The organism is Microbacterium sp. NPDC058021 (assembly GCF_042885955.1).
Classification (GTDB): domain Bacteria; phylum Actinomycetota; class Actinomycetes; order Actinomycetales; family Microbacteriaceae; genus Microbacterium.
Genome location: NZ_JBHVRF010000002.1, coordinates 104,481 through 127,418 on the forward strand (window position 1 = coordinate 104,481; position 22,938 = coordinate 127,418).

Below are 22,938 nucleotides of genomic sequence, written 5' to 3' on the forward strand. Positions count from 1 at the left end.
GAATCGTCAGCGGGAGCTCTCGTCTTCTTCGAGCATCCGACTGAGGTAGTGCGCGACGGCGCGGACGGCCGCCAGGTTCGTCGGGTAGTCCATGCGAGTGGGACCGAGCAGCCCGACCCGGGCGCGGGACCCGGTCGCGTCGTAGTCGCCGGTGATGACGGATGCCTCGGCGAGCCCGAACGGCTCGTTCTCGCGCCCGATGCTCGCCGCCAGCCCCTGGTCGTCGGGCACCATCTCGGTCATGAGCTTGAGGAGGGTCACCTGCTCCTCGATGGCCTCCAGGAGCGGCGAGATACTGCCGCGGAAGTCCTGTTCGCGCCGCGCGAGGGTGGCGCTGCCGGCGAGCACCATGCGGTCCTGGCGGAACTCCTCCAGCTCTTCGGCGACGACGGCGGCGATCGAGCGCACCGCGGCGTCGAAGCTGCCCGGCTGCGTCGGAGCCGCCAGCAGATCGGCGATCGCCTGCGCGCCGCTCTGCACGCTGCTGCCTGTGAGCATGCTCGCCAGGCGCGCACGCACGCGGGTCATGCCCTCTTCGCCGAGGTCGGGCGGCACCATCGCGATGCGCTGCGAGACGCGGCCGATGTCGGTCACGACGATGACGATGATGCGGCCGGAGCCGAGATCGACGAGCTCGAGGTGGGTGACGTTGGCTCGCGAGAACGAGGGGTACTGCACGATCGCGACCTGTCCGGTGAGCTGGGTCAGGGCGCGCACCGTGCGCGAGAGCAGGTCGTCGAGGTCGCCCGAGCCGTCGAGGAACGACGCGATGGCGGAGCGCTGGGCCGGCGTCAGGGGGCGCAGTTGCGCGAGGTGGTCGACGAAGACGCGGTAGCCCTTGTCGGTGGGGACGCGCCCCGATGACGTGTGCGGGGCGACGATGAGTTCTTCGTCCTCGAGCAGCGCCATGTCGTTGCGGATCGTCGCGGCCGACACTCCGAAGGCGTGTCGCTCGACGATGGCCTTGCTGCCGACGGGCTCGTGGGTGTCGACATAGTCCTGCACGATGGCTCGCAGTACCTGCAGTCCACGTTCGCTGACCATGTCACTCCCCTCTGTTGGCACTCGTCATCCGTGAGTGCCAATTCTATCGCGGACGGCCGACCGCCGCGTCACGAGGTGAGGGCGCGGACCACAGCGTCGGCCAGCAGACGTCCGCGCAGGGTCAGCACGATACGGCCACGCAGCGCCGCGGCGCCCTCGACGAGGCCGTCGGCGATGAGACCCGCCACCGTGGCGCGGCCGTCGTCGGACAGCCCCGCGATCTCGATGCCGTCGCGGATGCGCGAGCGCAGCAGCACGTCCTCGAGCTCGCGCGACGCGGCATCCGGTCGCTCACGCCCGGCGGCGGGCGACTGGCCGGAGCCCACGCGCTGCGCGTACGCGGCGGGATGCTTGACGTTCCACCAGCGGAGCCCCGCGACGTGGCTGTGGGCGCCGGGCCCGAATCCCCACCAGTCGGTGCCGCGCCAGTAGGCGAGGTTGTGCCGGGAGCGGTGATGGTCGCCTCGCGCCCAGTTCGACACCTCGTACCAGTGGAAACCGGCGGCGGCGAGTGTGCCGTCCGCCAGCTCGTACATGTCGGCCTGCAGGTCGTCGTCGGGGGCCGGCACCTCGCCGCGGCGGATCTGGCGGTGCAGCTTCGTGCCCTCTTCGATGATGAGGGCATACGCGGAGATGTGGTCGGGCTCCAGTGCCACCGCGGTCTGCAGCGACTGCCGCCAGTCGTCGAGGGTCTCCCCCGGCGCCCCGTAGATGAGGTCGACGCTCACGTCGAGCCCGGCGCGACGGGCCGATGCGACGGCCGTGGCGACGTTGTCGGGGTCGTGCGTGCGGTCGAGAGCCGCGAGCACGCGCGGCACGGCCGACTGCATGCCGATCGACAGGCGCGTGACGCCGGAGGCGGCGAGCTCGGCGGCGACCGCGTCGGTGACGGTGTCGGGGTTCGCCTCCACCGTCACTTCGGCGCCGGGGACGAGACCGAACGTGCTCTGGATGCCCGCGAGCATGCGGCCGAGGTCACCCGCAGGCAGCAGGGTCGGCGTGCCGCCGCCGAAGAACACCGTCGTTGCCGGACGCAGCGCGCCGACGTCGGCCAGCACGCCGCGCGCGAGGGCCACTTCGCGCAGCAGCGTGTCGGCGTACTGGTCCTGGCGGGCACCCTCGAGTTCGCTCGAGGTGTAGGTGTTGAAATCGCAGTAGCCGCAGCGCACGCGGCAGAACGGCACGTGCAGGTACACGCCGAAATCCACCGCGGGATCGATGGTCAGGTCGGCGGGCAGGCTGCCGTCCGCGGGTGCCGGCTCGCCGATGGGGAGGGCGGAGGCCATCAGGGCGACGTCGTGTACAGCGGCGAGATGGCGCGCAGGTACCCGCGGAAGAGCTCGCGCCGACGGCGGCGCACGAGCGGGGGCAGCAGCCGGTACAGCGGTGAGGTGGGCGCGTCGAACGCCCGCACCGTGAACCACACCTCGTCGTTGTCGCGCCACTCGATCATGAACGACTCTTCGCCGCTGACGACGGAGCCGCCGACGGTGCCGAGTGCGTAGCCGATGCGGCGAGTCTCCTCCACGCAGAAGATCACGCGCAGTTCGGCATCGGCGCGGTGTCCCTTGACGCGCCCGTGCACGTGCACCGTGGTGCCGGCGCCGACGTACGGGGTGCCTTCGGCGTCGTAGCGCTGCTCGGTCTCGTGACGGCTGGGCGCCACGGCGTTGCCCTCGGCGTCGAACGCGACGCCGGAGTACATCGGGCCGGATGCCGGGCGCACGTCGGTCAGCTGCAGGCCGGCACCGCGCAGCGCGCCCCACGACAGCAGGGCGTCGCCGGCGGTGCGGAAGCGGGCTTCCCCGCTGCCGATGCGCCAGGCCTCCGCGGCGGGGATGCTGCGCTCGGGCGGGTACTGCAGCAGATCGGACGCCTGCGTCGCCCCGACGGCGGCGTAGTCGACCGTCTCGTCTCTGAAAGTCCCGCGGCGCATGGCGTCCAGCCTACTTCCTGGGTGTTCGTTGACGGAGTGCAGTTACTTCTTCTCCTTGCCCTCGACATCGCCGGACAGCGCGGCGATGAACGCCTCCTGGGGGACTTCGACGCGACCGACCATCTTCATGCGCTTCTTGCCCTCCTTCTGCTTCTCGAGCAGCTTGCGCTTGCGGGTGATGTCGCCGCCGTAGCACTTGGCGAGCACGTCCTTGCGGATGGCGCGGATGTTCTCGCGCGCGATGATGCGCGCGCCGATCGCAGCCTGGATGGGCACCTCGAACTGCTGGCGCGGGATGAGCTTGCGCAGCCGCTCGGTCATCATCAGGCCGTACGCGTAGGCCTTGTCGCGGTGCACGATCGAGCTGAACGCGTCGACCGCCTCGCCCTGCAGCAGGATGTCGACCTTCACGAGGTCGGCCGTCTGCGAGCCGGCCGGCTCGTAGTCGAGGCTGGCGTAGCCCTGCGTGCGGCTCTTCAGGTGGTCGAAGAAGTCGAACACGATCTCCCCGAGCGGCATCGTGTAGCGCAGCTCGACGCGGTCCTCACTGAGGTACTCCATCCCCTGCAGGGTGCCGCGGCGGCCCTGGCACAGCTCCATCACCGTGCCGACGAAGTCCTTCGGCAGCAGGATGCCGACCTTGACGATCGGCTCGGACACCTCGGCCACGCGGCCGTCGGGGTACTCGCTCGGGTTCGTGACGGTGACCGTCTCCCCCGCGTCGGTGGTGACCTCGTACGGCACGGACGGGGCGGTGGTGATGAGGTCCAGTCCGAACTCGCGCGAGAGACGCTCGGTGATGATCTCCAGGTGCAGCAGGCCCAGGAACCCGCAGCGGAAGCCGAAGCCGAGCGCGACGGAGGTCTCGGGCTCGTACTGCAGCGACGCGTCCGAGAGCTTGAGCTTGTCCAGTGCCTCACGCAGGTCGCCGTAGTCGCTGCCGTCGATCGGGTAGATCCCCGAGAAGACCATGGGCTTGGGGTCGGTGTAGCCGGGGAGCGGATCGGATGCCGGCTTGCGCGCGGTCGTGATTGTGTCGCCGACCTTGGACAGCCGCACGTCCTTCACGCCCGTGATGAGGTAGCCCACTTCGCCGACGCCGAGACCCTTCGAGGGCACGGGTTCGGGGCTGGACACGCCGATCTCCAGCAGTTCGTGCGTCGCGCGCGTGGACATCATCTGGATGCGCTCGCGCGGCTCCAGCTTGCCGTCGATCATGCGCACGTAGGTGACGACGCCGCGGTACGCGTCGTAGACCGAGTCGAAGATCATGGCGCGGGTCGGCGCGTCGGGATCGCCCTGCGGGGCGGGGATGTCGCGCGCGATGCGGTCGAGCAGCTCCTCCACGCCCACGCCGGTCTTGCCGCTGACGCGCAGCACGTCCTCGGGGCGGCCGCCGATGAGACCGGCGAGTTCAGCGGCGAACTTGTCGGGGTCGGCAGCGGGAAGGTCGATCTTGTTGAGCACCGGGATGATGTGCAGGTCGTTCTCGAGCGCGAGGTAGAGGTTCGCCAGCGTCTGCGCCTCGATGCCCTGCGCGGCGTCGACGAGCAGGACGGCGCCCTCGCACGCGGCGAGGGAGCGGCTGACCTCGTAGGTGAAGTCGACGTGACCGGGGGTGTCGATCATGTTCAGCGCGAAGGTCTGGTCGTCGCTGGCCCACGGCATCCGCACCGCCTGCGACTTGATCGTGATGCCGCGCTCGCGCTCGATGTCCATGCGGTCGAGGTACTGCGCGCGCATGTCTCGGTCGGAGACGACGCCGGTGATCTGCAGCATGCGGTCGGCCAGGGTGGACTTGCCGTGGTCGATGTGGGCGATGATGCAGAAATTGCGGATCTGCTCGGGCGGCGTAGCGGCGGGAGCAAGAGGCTTCAGGGCACGGGGTGACATGTCGCGTCGAGTCTACCGGCGTGCGGCCGAACGCCTGTCGGTACGCGTCTGCGGCGTGGCCTAGCGGAAGTCGGGAAGGCGCGCCATCGACACGCCGTCCATCCGTTCGTGAGAAGAAGTTAACCAATCTGACCCTTGCCGAAGGTGCCCGTTTGACCGAATGCTCAATGAGGCGGACGGTGTCTGCGCGAATCCCACGCGCCCGAGCCGCTCGGAGATGACCGTGACCCACCGCACCTCGCCTGTGCCCTCGCGCCGATTCGGCCGCCGATCCATCGCCGCCGTTGCGGCCTTCGCCACCACCGCCGCGGGCCTCGCGCTCGTGCCGACCGCGGCGACGGCGGCCGTCTCCGTCGACGCGCCGGTCGTGATCTCGGAGGTGTACGGCGGCGGCGGAAACGCCGGCGGCGCGTTCAACCGCGACTTCATCGAACTGGCGAACGTCTCCGACGCCGCGGTGGACCTCTCCGGCTACAGCGTGCAGTACGCCTCCGCCACCGGGGGCAACTGGCAGCTGACGCCGCTCACCGGCATCACCCTGCCCGCCGGGGCGCAGCTGCTGATCGGCGCTGCTCCAGGGGCGGATGCCACCCAGCCCGCCATCACCCCCGACGTCGATGGCGGCCTCGCTCTCAGCGGCAGCCAGGGCAAGGTGGCGCTGGTGTCGACGCAGACGCCGCTCTCCGGCTTCAGCGGCCTCGTGGGCCTGCCCGAGGTCGTCGACTTCGTCGGCTGGGGCGCGGCGAACCACTTCGCCGGCGCGGCGCCGGCCCCGGCGACGACCAATCCCCAGAGCATCAGCCGCAACGCCGAGTTCGGCAACACCGCCGACAACGCCGCGGACTTCGCGCTCGCCACACCCACCCCGGTGGGACGGGGCGGCACCGAGCCGGAACCCGAGCCGGAACCGGAGCCCGAGACGATCGCGATCCGCGACCTGCAGGGCACGACGGACACCTCCCCGTACGCGGGTCGCACCGTGACGACCAGCGGTGTCGTCACCGCGCACTATCCGACGGGCGGCTTCGGCGGCTACGTCATCCAGTCCCCCGGCACCGGCGGCGCGCTGGATCCCGCGACCCACGGGGCATCCGACGCCGTCTTCGTCCGCGCGCCGCAGGCGACCGGCGAGGTCGCCCTCGGCGACACGGTGGAAGTCACCGGGCTCGTCGGCGAGTACCAGGGGCTCACCCAGATCGAGGTGGCCCCGGGCGCGGCGACCACGCTCGAGGATGCCGCAGCGCCCGTGCCGGCGACGCTCGCATGGCCGGCCGATGCGGCCCAGCGTGAGGCGCTGGAATCGATGCTGCTGGCTCCACAGGGCACGTTCACCGTCACGAACACCTACTCCACCGGCCAGTACGGCGAGGTGGGTCTCGCCGCCGGCGATGAGCCGCTGCGCCAGCCGACGGACGTCGCACGCCCGGGTTCGCCCGAGGCCGCGGCCGTGGCCGCCGACAACGCCGCACGCGCGGTGACCCTCGACGACGGCGCGAGCACCAACTTCCTGAGCGCCGCCAACAGCGCCCTGACTCCGGCCTATGTCTCGCTCGTCGAGCCGGTCGTCGTCGGTGGCACGGCGACCTTCGCCGCCCCGCTCATCGTCGACTTCCGCAACGGCGCCTGGAAGCTCAACCCGACCAGCCCGCTCGTCGGCGACGGCTCGGGTGACGACACGGTGACCTTCTCGAACCCGCGCACCGCGGCCCCCGACGACGTGGGCGGCGACGTCTCGATCGCGTCGTTCAACGTGCTCAACTACTTCACCACCCTCGGCGCCTCGACCCCCTCCTGCGTGGCATACACCGACCGCTTCGGCGACGGGGTGACGGTGCGGGAGGGCTGCGACCAGCGCGGCGCCTGGGATGCCGATGACCTGGCACGTCAGCAGGCGAAGATCGTCGCGGCGATCGAGAAGCTCGACGCCGACGTGGTGGGCCTGATGGAGATCGAGAACTCCGCCGCCCTCGGCGAACAGGCCGACGAAGCCACTGCGACGCTCGTCGCGGCCCTGAACGCCGCGGCAGGCGAAGACACCTGGGCCTACGTCGCGTCGTCGGCGGACCTCCCCGACCCCGCGGGCCAGGATGTCATCACCAACGCGATCATCTACCAGCCGGCTGCCGTAACCCCCGTGGGCGCCGCCCGCGCGCTGGGCGACCAGAGCGGTGACGACCAGGCATTCGGCAACGCCCGTGAGCCCATCGCCCAGGTGTTCGAGCCGACCGGCGGCGGCGAGCCGGTGCTCGTGGCGGTCAACCACTTCAAGTCGAAGGGTTCGGCGGGCCCGTGGCCCGGCGACGCCGATGCCGGCGACGGGCAGGGTTCGTCGAACGAGTCCCGGGTGCGCCAGGCGACGGCGCTGCGCGACTGGGTCACCGAGATCCAGGGCGATGTCGACGCCGTCGCACTCGTCGGCGACTTCAACTCCTACGGCTACGAGGACCCGCTCCAGGTGCTCTACGACGCCGGCTACGTCAGCGCCGAGCAGGCCTTCGACGTGGACACCCGGTCGTACAGCTTCTCGGGCCTGTCCGGCTCGCTGGACCACGTGCTGCTGAACGCCCAGGCCCGCGCCCGTGCGACCGGTGCCGACATCTGGAACATCAACTCCGGTGAGGCGCTCGCTCTGGAATACAGCCGGTTCCGCTCGCACGGCACCGAGTTCTACGCAGCCGATGTGTACCGCTCGAGCGACCACGACCCGATCAAGGTCGGGCTCACCGCCGACGCCGCCCCGGTGGCGTTGACACTCCTCGGGATCAACGACTTCCACGGGCGCATCGACGCCAACACCGTGAAGTTCGCCGGCACCGTCGAGCAGCTGCGGGACGCGGCATCCGGACCCGTGCTGTTCCTCTCGGCGGGCGACAACATCGGCGCCTCGCTGTTCGCCTCGTCGGTCGCGCAGGACCAGCCCACCATCGACGTGCTCAATGCGCTCGGCCTGCACTCCACCGCGGTGGGCAACCACGAGTTCGACCGTGGCTGGGCGGACCTCGACGGCCGCGTGCAGGATGCCTTCGATGCGCCGCAGCTCGGCGCGAACGTCTACCTCGCCGGCACCGACACCCCGGCGCTGCCGGAGTATTCGCTGCACGAGGCGGACGGGCTCACGGTGGGCGTCATCGGCGCCGTCACCGAGGAGACGCCGTCCCTCGTCTCCCCCGCCGGCATCACCGACCTCGAATTCGGCGACCCGGTCGCAGCGGTCAACCGCGTGGCGGCTCAGCTGAGCGACGGCGACGCCGCGAACGGCGAGGCTGATGTGCTGGTGGCGCTCTACCACGAGGGCGCCGGGGCCGGCACGCCGGACGGTGCGACGCTCGAGCAGGAGCTCGCGGCCGGTGGGCCGTTCGCCGCCCTCGTGAACGACACCGCCGCCGAGGTCGACGCGATCTTCACCGGCCACACGCACAAGGAGTACGCCTGGTCGGCGCCGATCCCCGGCACCGACCGCACCCGCCCGATCGTGCAGACCGGCTCCTACGGCGCGCGCATCGGCGAGATCACGCTGACCGTCGACCCGAGCACCGGTGAGGTGTCGGCACACACCGAGCGCAACGTCGCACGCACCACGACCGCCGACGCGGAACTGATCGCACAGTTCCCGCGCGTGGCCGAGGTCGACCGCATCACGAAGGCCGCACTGGCTGCAGCGGCGGAGATCGGCAACACCGGCGTCGGTGAGGTGGCCGCGGACATCACCACCGCGCACGCGGGCGGTTCGTTCGTGGACGGCGTCTGGACCGGCGGCACCCGCGACGACCGGGCATCGGAATCGACGCTGGGCAACACCGTCGCCAACATGCTGCGCGACTCGCTCGCCGACCTCCCCAACGGCGCCACGATCGGCGTCACCAACCCGGGCGGCCTGCGTGCGGACCTGTGGGACACCCAGGCGGAGTTCGGTGCGCAGGCCGTACCGGCACTCCCCGACGGTACGGTGTCGTTCTCGCAGGCCAACGCGGTGCTGCCGTTCAACAACACGTTGGGCCTTGTGACGCTGACCGGTGAGCAGTTCACCACGATGCTCGAGCAGCAGTGGCAGACGAACCCCGACGGCACGGTGCCGCAGCGCCCGTACCTGCAGCTGGGCCTCTCGGACAACGTCACGTACACGTTCGATCCCGCCCTCCCCGCGGGGGACCGCATCACCTCGGTGACGATCGACGGTCAGCCGCTGGATCCGGCGGGCGAGTACCGCATCGGCACGTTCTCGTTCCTGGCGGCGGGCGGCGACAACTTCCGCGTCTTCACCCAGGGAGCCGACTACGTCGACACCGGGCTCGTGGACTACGAGGCGTGGGTGGACTACATCGCCGACTCCTCGCCGCTGGCGCCGTCGTTCGCACGTCACGCCGTGCAGGTCAGCGGTGTCCCGGAGGTCGTGGAGGCAGGAGCGGCCGTGCAATTCGCCGTGGCCGGCCTCAACCTCACGAGCCGTGGTGCGCCCGAGAACACGGTGCTGTCGGTGGCGCTCGGCGACACCGTGCTCGGCGAGGTCGCGGTCACGGCGGGCGCGGCGACGGTCGCCGTCTCCCTGCCGGCGGACGTGCCCGCCGGTGCCGCGGCGCTCACCCTCACGGCCCAGCCCTCGGGCACCGTCGTGACCGTGCCGATCGAGGTGGCGCAGCCGGTCGTGCTGGCAGAGACCACCACGCACCTCGTGCCGCTGCTGCCGGTGCACATCAACCGCTTCCTGCCGACGACGCTCGTCGCGTACGTGCAGCAGAGCGGTGCGCGCCCGGCCGGTGTGGTGGAGTTCCGCGAGGGCGGCGCCGACGGCACGGTCGTCGGCACCGCCACCGTGCGCAGCGACATCGCGTCGCTGCGGCTCGGGACGCTCAGCCGCGGCATCCACACCTACACAGCGGTGTTCGTGCCGGCCGACCCCGGCACCGTGGCGGGCTCGTCGAGCCGCACCGCCACCGTGCGGGCCATCGGCTGAACCGGCCACGCCGGCCGGCGGCGGGTGGGGCCCTCCCCCTCGCCGCCGGTCGGCTCGTAGGCTGATGCCATGACGGTGCAGGTCGTGCTGGTGCATGGGATCCGCACGTCGGCGAGCATGTGGCGCGCGCAGGTGGCCGCTCTGACCGGGCAGGGCGTGCCCGCCCACGCGGTGGACCTCCCCGGTCACGGCACGCGCATGGCCGAGACGTTCACGCTCGACGGCGCATTCGCGACGATCGACGAGGCGGTGCGGGATGCCGCGACCCGCGGCCCCGTGCTGCTGGTGGGGCACTCGATGGGTGGCCTGCTCGCCACGGAATACGCGGGGCGGGAGCAGCGTCCACCGCTGGCCGGTCTCATCGGGGCATCCTGCACCGCGATCCCGCGCGGCGTGGGCCTGGCCGCCTACCGGCTGATCGCCCGGGGGTTCGATGCCCTGCCGGGTCGGGGCATGTGGTTCACGCAGCGGATGCTCGCGCGCACTCTGCCGGAGGAGACGCGCGCCGACTTCGGCGCCGGCGGCTACGCCTTCGACGCGCAGGATGTGGCGATGCGGAGTCTGTCGGTGCTCGACCTGCTCACCGCGCTGCGGCGCATCGACGTGCCCACGTGGTTCGTGAACGGCCAGTACGACCAGCTGCGAGTCAACGAGCGCCTCTTCGTGGGCCTGGTGCCGGGGGCCGAGCTCATCGTCGTGCCCCGCACGACCCACCTCGTCACAGCGATGCGCCCCGACGTGTTCAACGCCGTGCTGCGACTGGCGATCGCGACGATCGAGCGGGACGCACCCGCGCCGTCATGAGCGCGCCCGCGACCGAGAAGGCGGCGGCCGCGGCGAAGAGCAGCCAGAACCCGCCGACCGCGGCGACGAGCAGCGCGCCCACGAGCGGGCCGAGCAGCTGCCCCAGGTTCGCCGCGACGTTGACGATGCCCAGATCGCGCGCATGGTCGGCTTCGCTGGGCAGCAGGTCGGTCGCCAGCGCCAAGCCGACCGACGTGAACGCCCCGTAGCCGACGCCCAGCAGGGCACCGGCGATGAGGGTGGTCCCGTAGGCGGGCGCGACCGCCAGCACCACCGCCGCGACGGCTTGGATGAGGGCGGATGCCACGACGATGCCGGTGCGGCGCTGCGTGCGGTCCGACAGCCAGCCGCCGGCGACGGAGGCGAGGACGACGAAGACCGTGTAGACGAGGATCAGCAGCAGCAGGTCGTCCTCGGCGCCGGCGGCGGGGCGGCGGAGGCCGTACAGGAGGAAGAACAGCAGCAGCGCCGTGCCGAGGCCGTTGCCGATGTTCACGACCAGGCGGCCGGACACCACCCAGAGGAAGTCGGGGTCGTGGAGGGCCTCGAGGCGGCGGGGGCGGGCGGGGTGGCCGGTGGGCTCGTGGGCGGTGGCATCCCGGGTGTCGGGATGCCGGGCGTCGGGATGCCGGGCGGGGGTCGGTGAGACGTCGACGACGGGGTCGGGCAGCAGCAATGCGGCCACGGTGCCCACGACCGCCATGAGCACGGCCAGGAGCAGGTACCCCGTGACGATGTCGAGTTCCAGCAGGGCGATCACGCCCACCCCGACGACGAGCCCGAGCGCCTGGGCGGAGCCGACGGCGCCCGACGCGGCGCCGCGTTGCGTGGTGAGCTGATCGGCGATGAGGGCCGTGAACGCGGCGGATGCCGCGGCGAACCCGACCGACACTCCGATCCAGGCCGCGCCGATGAGCCAGGGACCGTCGGCGAACGCGGTCGCCACGAGGGCGGCGGCGGCCAGCCAGCTGCCGCCGAGCGCCCATGGGCGGCGCCGGCCGAGGCGGGAGCGGGTGCGGTCCGACAGCGCACCGGCGATGGGGCCGACCACGATCGAGGCGACTCCCCCGGCAGCGAGCACGACGCCCGACCAGATCACGCCCGCGATCCAGCCGTCGGCGTCGTCGGGCGTATCCAGCTGCAGAGGCAGGAGGAGCTGGATCGGCACGAGCTGCACCGCCCAGAGTGCGAGCCATGCGAGGGTGAACAGGGTGAACCAGCCGGCGCCGACGCGCGGGCGGGATGCGGCAGAGTGCGTCATCGCAGTCCTCCCCCGGCGTCTCGGCCGGGCGGCGAGCCGGTCGGGTGCCGGCGCGACCGATCATGCCGTACCCGGGACCCCTCGCGCGAGAGGTGGCGCGTGACGGGGCGATGCCCGCGGACCTGCTAAACTCGGTACTTGACTTGCGTGTGGGCTTCCACTCTCACACGACCGTCGGGCGGCATCCCTCTACTGGTGCCCGACATTCCACCGATCACTCCGAACGAAAGATACGTCGAACGTGGCGAACATCAAGTCGCAGATCAAGCGCAACAAGACCAACGAGAAGGCGCGCGAGCGCAACAAGGCCGTCAAGAGCGAGCTGAAGACCGAGGTGCGTCGCACCCGCGAGGCCATCGCCGCCGGCGACAAGGCCGCAGCCGAGAAGGCTCTCGTCAAGGCGACGAAGAAGCTGGACAAGGCCGTCAGCAAGGGCGTCATCCACGAGAACCAGGCTGCGAACCGCAAGTCGGCGATCGCGAAGCAGGTTGCCGCGCTCTGAGCGTAGCCGTACCGAAGGCCCGTCCCATCCGTGGGGCGGGCCTTCGTCGTTCCCGGCGTCGTCACCCCGCCGGTTCGGCGCCGGGCTGCTCCCGGGCTGCTCCGGTGTCACTAATGGCGGGTGTTCCCACGCCGCACTGTGCGGACGTGACACCCGAGCCGCCCGGGGGCGGCCGCGGTGGGGTCGGGGCGGTTCCGGTGTCGCTTGCGGTGGGTGTTTCGGCACCGCACTGTGCGGACGTGACACTTGCGCAGCCCGGGCGCCCGGGCGCGGCAGGCGGGGGCCGAGGGGGCGCGCCGGGGCGGTTCCGGTGTCGGTTGTGGTGGGTGTTTCGGCACCACACTGTGCGGACGTGACACTTGAGCAGTCCGGGCGCCCGCCGGGGTCGCGCGGGCGGGCGGCGACGCGCGGGCGGCGACGGGCGGGCGGCGCGGCGGGTCAGGAGCCGAAGGGCTGCCGGGTCGCGATCACGGTGACGAGACGTTCGACGGCGAAGACGGCATCGCGGGAGCCGCCCTTCACCTCGGCATCCGCCCGTGCTGCCGCTTGGATCGCCATGCCCAGCGACGTCTCGTTCCAGCCCATCAGGTCACGGCGGGCACGGTCGACCTGCCAATCCTTGAGCCCGAGGCGGGCGGCCAGCGCCGACGACGAATCGCGGTGACCCGCGACCCGCGCCATCGTGCGCAGCTTCGATGCGATCGCGGCGACCATGGGCACGGGGTCCGATCCGGATGCCAGCGCCTGGCGCAGCGCCAGCAACGCCTCCCCGTAGCGGCCGGCGATGGCGGTGTCGGCCACCGCGAACGCGGAGGTCTCCACACGGCCGCCGTAGTACCGGGTGACGATGGCCTCGGTGATGTCGTCCGGGACGTCGGAGATGAGCTGCTGGCACGCGGCGGCCAGTTCGGTGAGGTCGTCGGCGAAGGCCGAGACCAGAGCGCGCAGCGCGGGAGCCGCGATGCGCTTGCGCGCCGCGCTGAATTCCCCCGCCGCGAAGTCGTAGCGGTCGCTGTCGCGCTTGACCGCGGGGCACGCGACCTCGACACCGCCGCCCGTGCCCGCTCGGATCGCGTCGAGGAGCTTCTTGCCGCGCACGCTCGACCCGGTGTGCCGCAGCACGACCGTGGCACCCTCCTGCGGATGCTCAAGGTACGAGATCGCCTCGGCGAGGAACGTGTCGGAGCACCTCTCGACCCCCGACACCCGCACGAGCCGGGGCTCGCCGAACAGAGACGGCGACGTCACGCCGAGCAGTGTGCCGGCGGTGTAATCGTCGGCGCGGATGTCGGTGACCTCGAGGCTCGGATCCTCGGTGCGCAGATACTCGCGGATACCGGCGATGGCGCGCTCGGCGCAGACCTCTTCCGGCCCGGACACCAGCACGATCGGCGCGGGCTCCGGGCTCCGCCAGGAAAGCTGACGGATCTTGCTCGCCGTAGCCTTGCCCGCGGGCTTGCGTGCAGGGGGTCTGCGCGCGGGAGGAGCCATGCCTCCAGCCTATCCCGGGCCGTGGACACCGCCGCTCGGCGGAGCGCGCTCGCGCCACACCGCGAGGGCGCCGTCCGCCACGGCCACCACGACGATCCCGTCGCGATCCGTGCGCGCGGTCGAGGCGCCGAGGGATGCCAGGAGTCGCAGGATCTCCGCGCGCGGATGCCCGTAGTCATTGTCCTCGCCGACGGTCACGACCGCGACCACGGGCTGCAGCGCGCGATACAGCTCGTCGGCCTGGTCGGCGCTGCCGTGGTGGGCGATCTTGACCAGCTGGTAGCCGGATCGAAGCCGCCCCGACGCCAGCAGCGTGCGTTGCGGCGCCGCCGAAAGGTCGCCCAGGAACAGGCTCGTCGGCACACCACCCCCGGCGATCTCGAGGACGACCGAGCTGTCGTTGCCGGGGAGGAAGGCAACGGAACCCGAAGTCGGCCACAGCACGCGCCAAGCGGCATCCCCGAGCTCCCCCGCCAGCCCGGCTGCGGCGTCCGTGAGGTGAGCTCCTCCCTCGGTGAGGCGTCGCAGCACGGCGTGCGCAGCGGCATCCGGGACCGGTCCGTGCAGAGCGAGCTCCACGCGGCCGTTCACCGCGGCGATCCCGCCGACGTGGTCGACGTCGAAGTGGGTCAGCACGAGCAGATCGATGCGGCCGACCGCGAATCGCCGGAGGCACTCCTGCAACCGCTCCGGATCCGGTCCGGTATCGATGAGCGCGATCGCGTCGGCCGAGCGCACGAGTACGGCGTCGCCCTGGCCGACGTCGCACGCCGCGACGGACCACGCCGTCGGCACCGTGGTGGGAGCCAGCACGCCCGACAGTGCGACGCCGCCGGCCCCGACCCCGATCAGCGCTGCGAGTGCGGCGGACGCCACCGCGCGGGTCACGCGCACGACGGGTCCGCGCCCGCGTGCGATGAAGACGACGACGATCGCCGCGCCGACGCCGGCCAGCGACGCGATGCCCCAGCCGCTGTCCAGCCAGGGCACGCTCGCCCCCGGCAGACGCGCGACGGTCTCCGCGGTCCCCGCGATCCAGGTCGCAGGGATCCACGCCACGGCTGCGAGCCCCGCCTGGAGCACGGGAATGGGCGCCGCCAGGCACGCGGCGAGCCCGACGATCGTCGCGAGGGGGGCGGCAGGGGCGGCGAGCAGGTTCGCGGCCACGCCGTAGAGCGACACCGACGGCTCCACGATGATCAGCAATGGGCCGCACGCGAGTTGCGCCGCCAGCGGCACCGACAGTGCGAGGGCGAGTGGCCGCGGCATCCACCTCGCGATGCCGTCGGCCAGGGGGCCTGCGAGCAGCAACAGGGATGCCGTCGCGGCGACCGACAGCGCGAACCCGATCTCCCCCGCGAGCCAAGGATCGCCCACGAGCAGGACGACCACCGCGAGGCAGAGCATCGACAGCCCCGCGCCGACGCGCCCGAGCAGCACCCCCAGCATCGCGACGGCCGCCATGACCGCCGCCCGCGCCACGCTGGGCTCCGGTGTCACGAGCGCGACGAAGCCACCGAGCGCGACGAGCGCGACCAAGACGCGGATGCCACGCGTGGCGCCGCAGAGCGCCGCGATCGCGAACGCGATGCCGACGACGAGGGCGCAGTTCGCCCCGGACACCGCAGTGAGGTGTGAGAGCGACGACGCCTTCATCGCGGCATCCAGCTCCGACGAGACCGACGCCGTGTCGCCGACCGCGAGACCGGGGACGAGCCCCGCACCCGGCGGCGGCAGATCGTGCGCGGTGGCGACGAACCGCTCGCGCAAGTGGGCGGTCGTCGCCAACAGTCCCCGCGGCGGGTTCACCACGTCGGCACCGGTCGTCGCCTGCACGATGAGCACCGAGCGCTCCCCCGCATCGGCGCGGAAGGCCGTGCCGAACACCTCCACGCGGGCACCCGGAGCCAGATGCGCGAGGCCGCGGACATCCTCGGGTGACACCCGCACCGTCACCGGGAGCGCGACCGCGTGGACGTCGACCCCGATACGCACCTGGTCGACGACGGCATCGAAGCCGAGCCCCCGCGCGGTCGGCTCGACCTTGCCGGTCACCGTCGCCGTGATCCGCAGCGCGCGGCCGCCGTCGATGGACAGGTGGTCGATCGAACGGCTCGGCTGGGCGAGCGCCAGATGCGATAGCACCGCGGCCGCACCCGCGCATGTGAGCACGGCCACCGCGGCGGTCGTGCGCGGTGTGGGGCGCCGCGCGGTCGCAGTGAGGACGAGTGCACCCAGGCAGGCGGACCAGGCGGCGATCGCGGCCCACGCAGCATCCGGCGCGACGTGCGTGTCGGCGTACACGGCTCCCCACAGTGCGGCGGCCCACGCGCCGGCCGCCACTGGAATGAGGCGCAGATCGCGTCGCCTCGCGCGCCGCAGGCTCACACGGTGACCAGCTCGCGCAACGCCGCGAGCATCTTGTCGCCGATCCCCGGCACCGCCAGCAGGTCGTCCACGCTCGTGAACCGGCCGTTCTGGTCGCGCCAGTCGATGATGCGCTGTGCCATCGCGGGCCCGATTCGCGGGAGGGTGTCGAGGGCGGCGAGGTCCGCGGAGTTGAGGTTGACCTTGCCGCCGGGGACCGTCGCGCTTCCCCCGGTGCTCGACAGCGGTGCAGGCGGGGGCGCCTCGCCGATGGCCGGCACGTGCAGCTGCTCACCGTCGGTCACGATGCGCGCGAGATTCACCGCCGCCTGGTCTGCGGTGTCGGTGAAGCCGCCTGCGGCGGATACGGCGTCCACGACGCGGGCGCCCTCGTCCAGTCGATACAGGCCCGGCGCCATGACGGCGCCGGAGACGTGGACGTAGACGGCGGGCGCCGGCGGGGAGGCAGCGAGGGTGGCATCCGTCTCGGTGATGGTGATCGTCTCGACCGGCGCCGTCGTCGTGCGCAGGATGCCGATGGCGACCGTCACCGCCAGCGCGGCGATCACGACGACCGTCACCGCGCCGACGCCGAGGCGCCGTCGGGCACGCGGTGCAGGGTCGTCGACGGTCACGCAGTCACGCTAGGCGCGGTTGCCGGGCATGAGGATGCCGCTGGGGACCATCCGTGGAGAGGTCGCCCGAATCAGCCGCGGTGGAGGTGGCGGCGTGCCGGCGCGGCGGTGTGAGCGGCCCCCGGCATCCCTCGCCACGTTTTCGGGGATCGCCGGTTCTTCGGAGCGACGCGCCCCGGAGCCTCCGAAGAACTGCAGATCTCCGCAGAACTGGCGAACGGGCGCCCCGCGCCCCCCCCACACGACGGCGGGGCCGCGGCACACGCCGCGACCCCGCCTCCGAGACTCCGGCTCAGGCCGTGGTGAAGCTCACGACCTTCGGCGCCCGCACGACGGCGCGGGTGATCTCGCGGCCGGCGAGCGAGCGCACCACGCGCTCGTCACCGCGGGCCATCGCTTCCAGCTCCGCGGCATCGATGCGCGCCGAGACCTCGAGGGTCGCGCGCACCTTGCCGTCGATCTGCACGATCGCCTTGACCGAGTCCTCGACGAGGAGCGTCGGGTCGGCCTGACGCCACGGCACGAGGCCGATGAACGGCTCGTATCCGAGGATCGACCACATCTCCTCCGCGGTGTGCGGGGCGAACAGGTCGAGCACCATCGCCGTCACTTCGGCGGCTTCGCGCACGGCCGGGTCGGCCGCGCCCGCACCGGAGTCGATCGTCTTGCGGGTGGCGTTGACGAGCTCCATGAGGCGCGCGACGACGACGTTGAACTTCGTCTGCTCGACCAGGCCGGGGGCGTCGGCGAGCAGGCGGTGGGTCACGCGGCGCAGCGCGGGGTCGCCCTCTGCCCACACGACGTCGGGCTTGCTGCTGACATCGCCCGCGATGCGCAGGGCGCGCGCCAGGAACTTCGCCGCCCCCACGGTGGAGACGTCTGCCCAGTCCTTGTCGTCCTCGACGGGGCCGGCGAATGCCAGTCCCACTCGCAGCGCATCGGCGCCGTGGGCGTCGAGCTCCTGCTGGAACAGCACCAGGTTGCCCTTGCTCTTGGACATCTTCGCGCCGTTCAGGATCACCATGCCCTGGTTGATCAGGCTCGAGAACGGCTCGGTGAACTCGACGTGGCCCATGTCGTAGAGGGCCTTCGTGATGAAGCGCGCGTACAGCAGGTGCAGGATGGCGTGCTCGACGCCGCCGATGTAGAAGTCCACCGGACCCCAGCGGTCGGCCTCGCGCTGCGAGAACGGCTGCGTCTGGTCGCCCGGCGAGAGGAACCGCAGGAAGTACCACGAGCTGTCGACGAACGTGTCCATCGTGTCGGGGTCGCGGCGCGCCGGCTCGCCCGTCTCCGGGTCGACCGTCGTCACCCACTCTGTCGCCGCTCCCAGCGGCGACGAGCCCTTCGGCGTGAGGTCGAGGCCCTTCACCGAGGGCAGTTCGACGGGGAGCTGGTCGGCGGGAACCGGCACGATGCGGCCGTCGTCGGTGTGCACCATCGGAATGGGAGTGCCCCAGAACCGCTGACGCGAGATGAGCCAGTCGCGCAGGCGATAGGTCTTCGCGGCGCGGCCGGTGCCGGCAGCCTCGAGCAGCTCGATCGCGCGCGCGATGGCGTTGCGCTTGCTCAGCCCGTCGAGCGGGCCGGAGTTGATCATGCGGCCTTCGCCGGTGAGTGCGATGCCGGTCTTGACCGGGTCGGTCTCGTCCGCGGCATCCGCACCCGGGTCGACCGGCACGCCCTCGTCGTCCAGTTCGATCACCGGAATCGCACCGGTGACCGGCGCGCTGGTGTCGACGACGACGCGCACCGGCAGGTCGAACGCGCGGGCGAAGTCGAGGTCGCGCTGGTCGTGCGCGGGCACGGCCATGACGGCGCCGTGACCGTAGTCGGCCAGCACGTAGTCGGCGGCCCAGATCGGCAGGCGCTCACCGTTGACCGGGTTGATCGCGTAGCGCTCCAGGAAGACACCGGTCTTCGGGCGGTCCGTGGACTGCCGGTCGATGTCGGTTTCCTTCTGCACGCGCTCCAGGTAGTCCTGGAACCGCATGCGCACCTCGGCGGATGCGCCCGCGGCGAGTTCGGCGGCCAGGTCGGAGTCGGGCGCGACGACGAAGAACGTCGCCCCGTGCAGCGTGTCGGGGCGCGTGGAGAAGACCGTGACCTTCTCGGCGCGGCCCTCGATCTCGAAGTCGATGTCGGCGCCGATCGAGCGGCCGATCCAGTTGCGCTGCATCTGCAGCACCTTGTGCGGCCAGAAGCCTTCAAGCTGATTCAAGTCGTCCAGCAGCCGGTCGGCGTACTCGGTGATGCGGAAGTACCACTGGGTGAGCTTCTTCTTCACGACCTCGGTGCCGCAACGCTCACAGCGCCCGTCGACGACCTGCTCGTTGGCGAGCACCGTCTGATCGTGGGGGCACCAGTTGACCGGGCTCTCCTTGCGGTAGGCCAGGCCGCGCTCGAACAGCTGCTGGAACAGCCACTGGTTCCACTGGTAGTAGTCGGGGTCGCTCGTGTGCAGCACCCGGCTCCAGTCGAACGAGACGCCGTACTGCTTCAGGCTCGCCTTCTGCTGGTCGATGTTGACGTACGTCCACTCACGCGGGTCGGCGCCACGCTTGATGGCGGCGTTCTCGGCGGGCAGGCCGAACGAGTCCCACCCGATCGGGTTGAGCACGTTGTAGCCGCGGTGGCGCCAGAAGCGGGCCACGATGTCGGAGTAGAGGTAGTTCTCGGCGTGACCCATGTGCAGGTCGCCGGAGGGATACGGGAACATCGCCAGCACGTACTTGCGCGGACGGGTGTCGTCGTCACCGCCGGCGCGGAACGGGTCGGCCTGCTCCCAGAGTCGCTGCCACTTCTCCTGAATCGCGTGCACGTCGAATCCGGCGCTGTCGCCGGCGGAGTCTGAGGAAGGCGTGTGGGACACGGAATATTGCCAATCGTGGGGTACTCGGGTCGCGTGAAACGCGTCGTTCCACATTACCGGACGGGCTGTGTCACCAGCCGGGGGGAACGTGTGCGCCCAGGGCCGCGAGCGGGGCGCGGGCCTTCACCGCGACCTCCGCGACCTCTGCAGCTGGGTCGGAGCCCCATGTGATGCCGCCGCCGGCGCCCACGTACGCGCCACCCGGATGCACGACGATCGAGCGGATCACCATCGCGAGATCCAGTGCCCCGTCGGCGCCCACCCATCCGAAGCAGCCGGCGAACACCCCGCGCGGCGCCGCCTCGAGCCGGTGGAGGATCGTCATGGCCGACAGCTTCGGCGCCCCGCTCATGCTGCCGGCGGGGAAGGTCGCCGCCAGCAGCTCCCCCACCGTGACGTGCGGCAGCAGCCGGCCGCTCACGGCGCTGACCAGTTGGTGCACCGCCGGGTAGGACTCGACCGACAGCAGGGCGTCGACGGCGACGGATGCCGGTGCGCACACGCGCGACAGATCGTTGCGCATGAGGTCGACGATCATGACGTTCTCGGCGCGTTCCTTAGGGCTCGCCTGCAGTTCCGCCGCCAGCGCGGCATCCGTGTCGGCATCCGTCCCCCGCGGACGGGTGCCTTTGATCGGTCGCGTGCGCACGAGCCCGTCGGCCGCCTCGAGGAAACGCTCGGGACTGGCCGAGACGAGCGCGACGTCGTCGCTGCGGATGAGACCGCCGTGATGCGCGGGTGAGGACGCCCGCAGCCGCAGGTGCGCGGCCACCGGGTCGATCGGCTCCGCCGCGACGACGTCGAAGCGCGTGGTGAGGCACAGCTGGTAGGCGTCGCCCTCGCGGATGGCGTCGCGGCACTGCTCGATCCGGCGCGCGTACGCGGACGCGCTCACGCGGGCGCGCGCGACCCGCGGTGCGGCCGGGGTGAGCAGGGGACGCGGGGCGCTCGCCCATGCGGCCGCCTGGGCCGCGAAGGCCTCGACCTCGGCAGCGGGCGCGACGGCCCACATCCGACCCTGAGAGTGGTCGAACGCGACGAAGCGCGTGGCGCGCAGCCACATCTCCTCCGGGACGGCCGTGTCCGCGTGGTGCGGCGCGCCGGCGCGGCCGGCGCGGCCGGCGGCGCCGTCGTAGCCGATCCATCCGACCCAACCGCCGTGGAATGGTCCCCACTCGCAGGCCGCTGCGCGGGGGGTCCCCAGCGCGACCGAGCGCACCGCGGCGGCGTCGGTTTCGGGCTCCCCGATGCCGATCCAGCTCCAGCCGTTCGCGGCATCCGGTCCGGCATCCAGCCAGAAGGCGTGGCGCTCCGCCGCGGGCCCCCCGGCGAACACCGACGCCGGATCGGCCCAGGCGAGCGGCAGGGCGGACAGGGCGGGGAGCACCTTCTCAGGCTAGAGGGCGGCAGCGGCTCTAGGCTCTGACCGTGAACGAGTTCCTCACCTGGATTCTGGACGCGGTTCAGAGTGTCGATCCGGTGCTGCGCACCGTGCTGGCAGGGCTCGCCATTATGCTCGAGACCAGTGTGCTCGTGGGGCTCGTCGTCCCCGGCGACACGATCGTCATCGTCGCCGGCACCGCCGTCGCCTCGCCCGTGGAGGGCGTGGTGCTGGTGATCACCGTCATCATCGGCGCGCTCGTCGGAGAGAGCATCGGGTTCTGGCTCGGTCGGGTCCTCGGCCCGCGCATCCGTTTCTCCCGCCTGGGCGCGAAGATCGGGGAGCGCAACTGGGTGAAGGCGGAGATGTACCTGCGCCGACGCGGTGGACCGGCGATCTTCCTGTCGCGCTTTCTGCCGGTGCTGCACTCGGTCGTGCCGCTCACCGTCGGGATGAGCGGGTTCGCCTACCGTCGCTTCCTCGCCTGGACGCTCCCCGCCTGCACACTGTGGGCGGTGGCCTACGTCGGCGTGGCCGCCGCAGCCGCCGGCACCTACCGGGAACTGTCCGACCGCATCCACTTCGCCGGGTACATCTTCGTCGGCGTCATCGTGGCCTTCCTGCTGCTCGCCTACCTCGTCAAGCGCCTGATCGCGCGACGCGAGCGCCGCCACCTCGAGGCAGAAGACGCAGCATTGTCACCACATGCCGAGGAGGGCATGGGAGACTGAACGGGATGCCCGGCACAGACCCTGCTCCCCCGCGCCCGAAGATCCTCTGGATCGCGCGCATGGAGTACCGCTTTCACTCGTGGCGCGAGCGGCGCGCACGGCGTCGCGGCCAGCTCCCCACGGTTGCCGCCTTCCCCGGCTACGGGGGCCCCGACTGGGTGCGGGTGCTCGGACGCGTGCTCATCGTTCCGGCGGTGCGCACCGACTCCCGCGGCGAGTACGCCAGCTTCCGCGGCTGGCGCAGCTTCGCCTCCGTGCCGATCGGTTTCGCTCAGGTCACGATCGACATCGACGGTGTGAAGCACGAGGTCGTCGCCGACCGGGGCGGCGTGATCGATGCGACCCTGCCGGGCACCCTCTCGCCCGGGTGGCAGCCGATCACGATGTCCGTCGAGGGCGGTGAGCCGGTGGAATCCCGCGTGTTCATCGTCGCTCCCGAGGTGCGCTTCGGCATCGTCTCCGACGTCGACGACACCGTGATGGTCACCGCACTCCCCCGGCCGCTGGTCGCCGCGTGGAACTCGTTCGTCCTCGACGAGCACGCCCGCCAGCCCGTGCCGGGGATGGCGGTGCTGCTCGAGCGCATCGCGCGCGAGAACCCGGGGTCGCCGATGATCTACCTGTCCACCGGCGCCTGGAACGTGGCTCCCACGCTCATGCGCTTCCTGCGGCGCCACGTCTTCCCGCCCGGCGCCATGCTGCTCACCGACTGGGGGCCCACCCACGATCGGTGGTTCCGCAGCGGCCGGCAGCACAAGGCCAAGAACCTGGCGCGCCTCGCCGAGGAGTTCCCCGACATCAAGTGGCTGCTCATCGGCGACGACGGCCAGCACGATGACGCGCTGTACACCGCGTTCGCGGCCGAGCATCCCGACCGTGTGGCCGCCGTCGCGATCCGGCGCCTCTCCGCGACCGAGGCGGTGCTCGCCGGTGGCCGCACCGTCGTCGACGACCACTCCGCGGCGGGCGTGCCGTGGGTGACCGACTCCGACGGCGCCGGGCTTCTCGACCGGTTGGCCGACGTCGGCGTGGTCGAGCCCGACCCGCCCGCTTGAGCGGCTGACTGCCCG

At 71.7% G+C, this 22,938-nt stretch carries 15 protein-coding genes; 5 read left to right on the forward strand and 10 right to left on the reverse strand.

The window, feature by feature from the left end; genetic code table 11:
• Window positions 1-6 precede the first annotated feature (6 nt).
• From hrcA to lepA, 4 genes are all read right to left on the reverse strand, one after another.
• Complete coding sequence (hrcA, locus tag ACFVR6_RS03990; RefSeq protein WP_386959067.1) at window positions 7-1,044, reverse strand: heat-inducible transcriptional repressor HrcA; 1,038 nt, start codon at window positions 1,042-1,044, stop codon at window positions 7-9.
• A gap of 68 nt (window positions 1,045-1,112) precedes the next feature.
• Window positions 1,113-2,330 (reverse strand): radical SAM family heme chaperone HemW, encoded by a 1,218-nt coding sequence (gene hemW, locus ACFVR6_RS03995; RefSeq protein WP_386959069.1) that lies wholly within the window; start codon window positions 2,328-2,330, stop codon window positions 1,113-1,115.
• A complete protein-coding gene (locus ACFVR6_RS04000; protein WP_386959071.1) occupies window positions 2,330-2,980 on the reverse strand; it encodes a DUF1990 family protein in 651 nt (216 codons plus the stop codon). The genes hemW and ACFVR6_RS04000 overlap by 1 nt, the downstream gene beginning before the upstream one ends.
• Before the next feature lie 42 nt (window positions 2,981-3,022).
• Entirely contained in the window at window positions 3,023-4,873 is a 1,851-nt protein-coding gene (gene lepA / locus ACFVR6_RS04005; protein ID WP_386959073.1) for a translation elongation factor 4, read from the reverse strand.
• Window positions 4,874-5,096: 223 nt separating this feature from the next.
• Here lepA and ACFVR6_RS04010 point away from each other — a divergent pair, with 223 nt between their 5' ends.
• Window positions 5,097-9,824, forward strand: a complete 4,728-nt coding sequence (locus ACFVR6_RS04010; protein ID WP_386959075.1) for an ExeM/NucH family extracellular endonuclease — start codon at window positions 5,097-5,099, stop codon at window positions 9,822-9,824.
• Between the two features lie 69 nt (window positions 9,825-9,893).
• Entirely contained in the window at window positions 9,894-10,628 is a 735-nt protein-coding gene (locus ACFVR6_RS04015) for an alpha/beta fold hydrolase (protein WP_386959077.1), read from the forward strand.
• Here the strand turns inward: ACFVR6_RS04015 and ACFVR6_RS04020 are convergent.
• Window positions 10,567-11,889 (reverse strand): MFS transporter, encoded by a 1,323-nt coding sequence (locus tag ACFVR6_RS04020; RefSeq protein ID WP_386959079.1) that lies wholly within the window; start codon window positions 11,887-11,889, stop codon window positions 10,567-10,569. The two genes, ACFVR6_RS04015 and ACFVR6_RS04020, sit on opposite strands and share 62 nt — an antisense overlap.
• A 241-nt stretch (window positions 11,890-12,130) precedes the next feature.
• Here ACFVR6_RS04020 and rpsT point away from each other — a divergent pair, with 241 nt between their 5' ends.
• A complete protein-coding gene (gene rpsT, locus ACFVR6_RS04025; protein ID WP_386959080.1) occupies window positions 12,131-12,391 on the forward strand; it encodes a 30S ribosomal protein S20 in 261 nt (86 codons plus the stop codon).
• Between the two features lie 438 nt (window positions 12,392-12,829).
• Here rpsT and holA read toward each other — a convergent pair whose 3' ends face one another.
• The 5 genes from holA to ACFVR6_RS04050 all read right to left on the reverse strand — a co-directional run bounded on the left by holA (window position 12,830) and on the right by ACFVR6_RS04050 (window position 21,143).
• Window positions 12,830-13,882 (reverse strand): DNA polymerase III subunit delta, encoded by a 1,053-nt coding sequence (holA, locus tag ACFVR6_RS04030; protein ID WP_386959082.1) that lies wholly within the window; start codon window positions 13,880-13,882, stop codon window positions 12,830-12,832.
• A gap of 9 nt (window positions 13,883-13,891) precedes the next feature.
• On the reverse strand, window positions 13,892-16,270 hold the full coding sequence (locus tag ACFVR6_RS04035; protein WP_386959084.1) for a ComEC/Rec2 family competence protein: 2,379 nt from the start codon (window positions 16,268-16,270) through the stop codon (window positions 13,892-13,894).
• A complete protein-coding gene (locus ACFVR6_RS04040) occupies window positions 16,267-16,884 on the reverse strand; it encodes a helix-hairpin-helix domain-containing protein (RefSeq protein WP_386959085.1) in 618 nt (205 codons plus the stop codon). The genes ACFVR6_RS04035 and ACFVR6_RS04040 overlap by 4 nt, the downstream gene beginning before the upstream one ends.
• A 292-nt stretch (window positions 16,885-17,176) precedes the next feature.
• Window positions 17,177-19,756, reverse strand: a complete 2,580-nt coding sequence (gene leuS, locus ACFVR6_RS04045; protein WP_386959087.1) for a leucine--tRNA ligase — start codon at window positions 19,754-19,756, stop codon at window positions 17,177-17,179.
• A 70-nt stretch (window positions 19,757-19,826) separates the two neighbouring features.
• Window positions 19,827-21,143: an anthranilate synthase component I family protein gene (locus tag ACFVR6_RS04050; RefSeq protein WP_386959089.1), complete on the reverse strand. Its 1,317-nt coding sequence runs from the start codon at window positions 21,141-21,143 to the stop codon at window positions 19,827-19,829.
• Between the two features lie 41 nt (window positions 21,144-21,184).
• Between ACFVR6_RS04050 and ACFVR6_RS04055 the strand changes: the two genes are divergently transcribed.
• Both ACFVR6_RS04055 and ACFVR6_RS04060 read left to right on the forward strand, forming a co-directional pair.
• Entirely contained in the window at window positions 21,185-21,868 is a 684-nt protein-coding gene (locus ACFVR6_RS04055; RefSeq protein WP_386959091.1) for a DedA family protein, read from the forward strand.
• Window positions 21,869-21,873: 5 nt separating this feature from the next.
• A complete protein-coding gene (locus ACFVR6_RS04060; protein WP_386959093.1) occupies window positions 21,874-22,923 on the forward strand; it encodes an App1 family protein in 1,050 nt (349 codons plus the stop codon).
• Window positions 22,924-22,938: the final 15 nt, after the last annotated feature.

Coding starts and splice junctions, on each gene's coding strand:
- hrcA (WP_386959067.1), bottom strand. CDS start 1,044: ATGGTCAGCGAACGTGGACTGCAGGTACTGCGAGCCATCGTGCAGGAC.
- hemW (WP_386959069.1), bottom strand. CDS start 2,330: ATGGCCTCCGCCCTCCCCATCGGCGAGCCGGCACCCGCGGACGGCAGC.
- ACFVR6_RS04000 (WP_386959071.1), bottom strand. CDS start 2,980: ATGCGCCGCGGGACTTTCAGAGACGAGACGGTCGACTACGCCGCCGTC.
- lepA (WP_386959073.1), bottom strand. CDS start 4,873: ATGTCACCCCGTGCCCTGAAGCCTCTTGCTCCCGCCGCTACGCCGCCC.
- ACFVR6_RS04015 (WP_386959077.1), top strand. CDS start 9,894: ATGACGGTGCAGGTCGTGCTGGTGCATGGGATCCGCACGTCGGCGAGC.
- ACFVR6_RS04020 (WP_386959079.1), bottom strand. CDS start 11,889: ATGACGCACTCTGCCGCATCCCGCCCGCGCGTCGGCGCCGGCTGGTTC.
- holA (WP_386959082.1), bottom strand. CDS start 13,882: ATGGCTCCTCCCGCGCGCAGACCCCCTGCACGCAAGCCCGCGGGCAAG.
- ACFVR6_RS04060 (WP_386959093.1), top strand. CDS start 21,874: ATGCCCGGCACAGACCCTGCTCCCCCGCGCCCGAAGATCCTCTGGATC.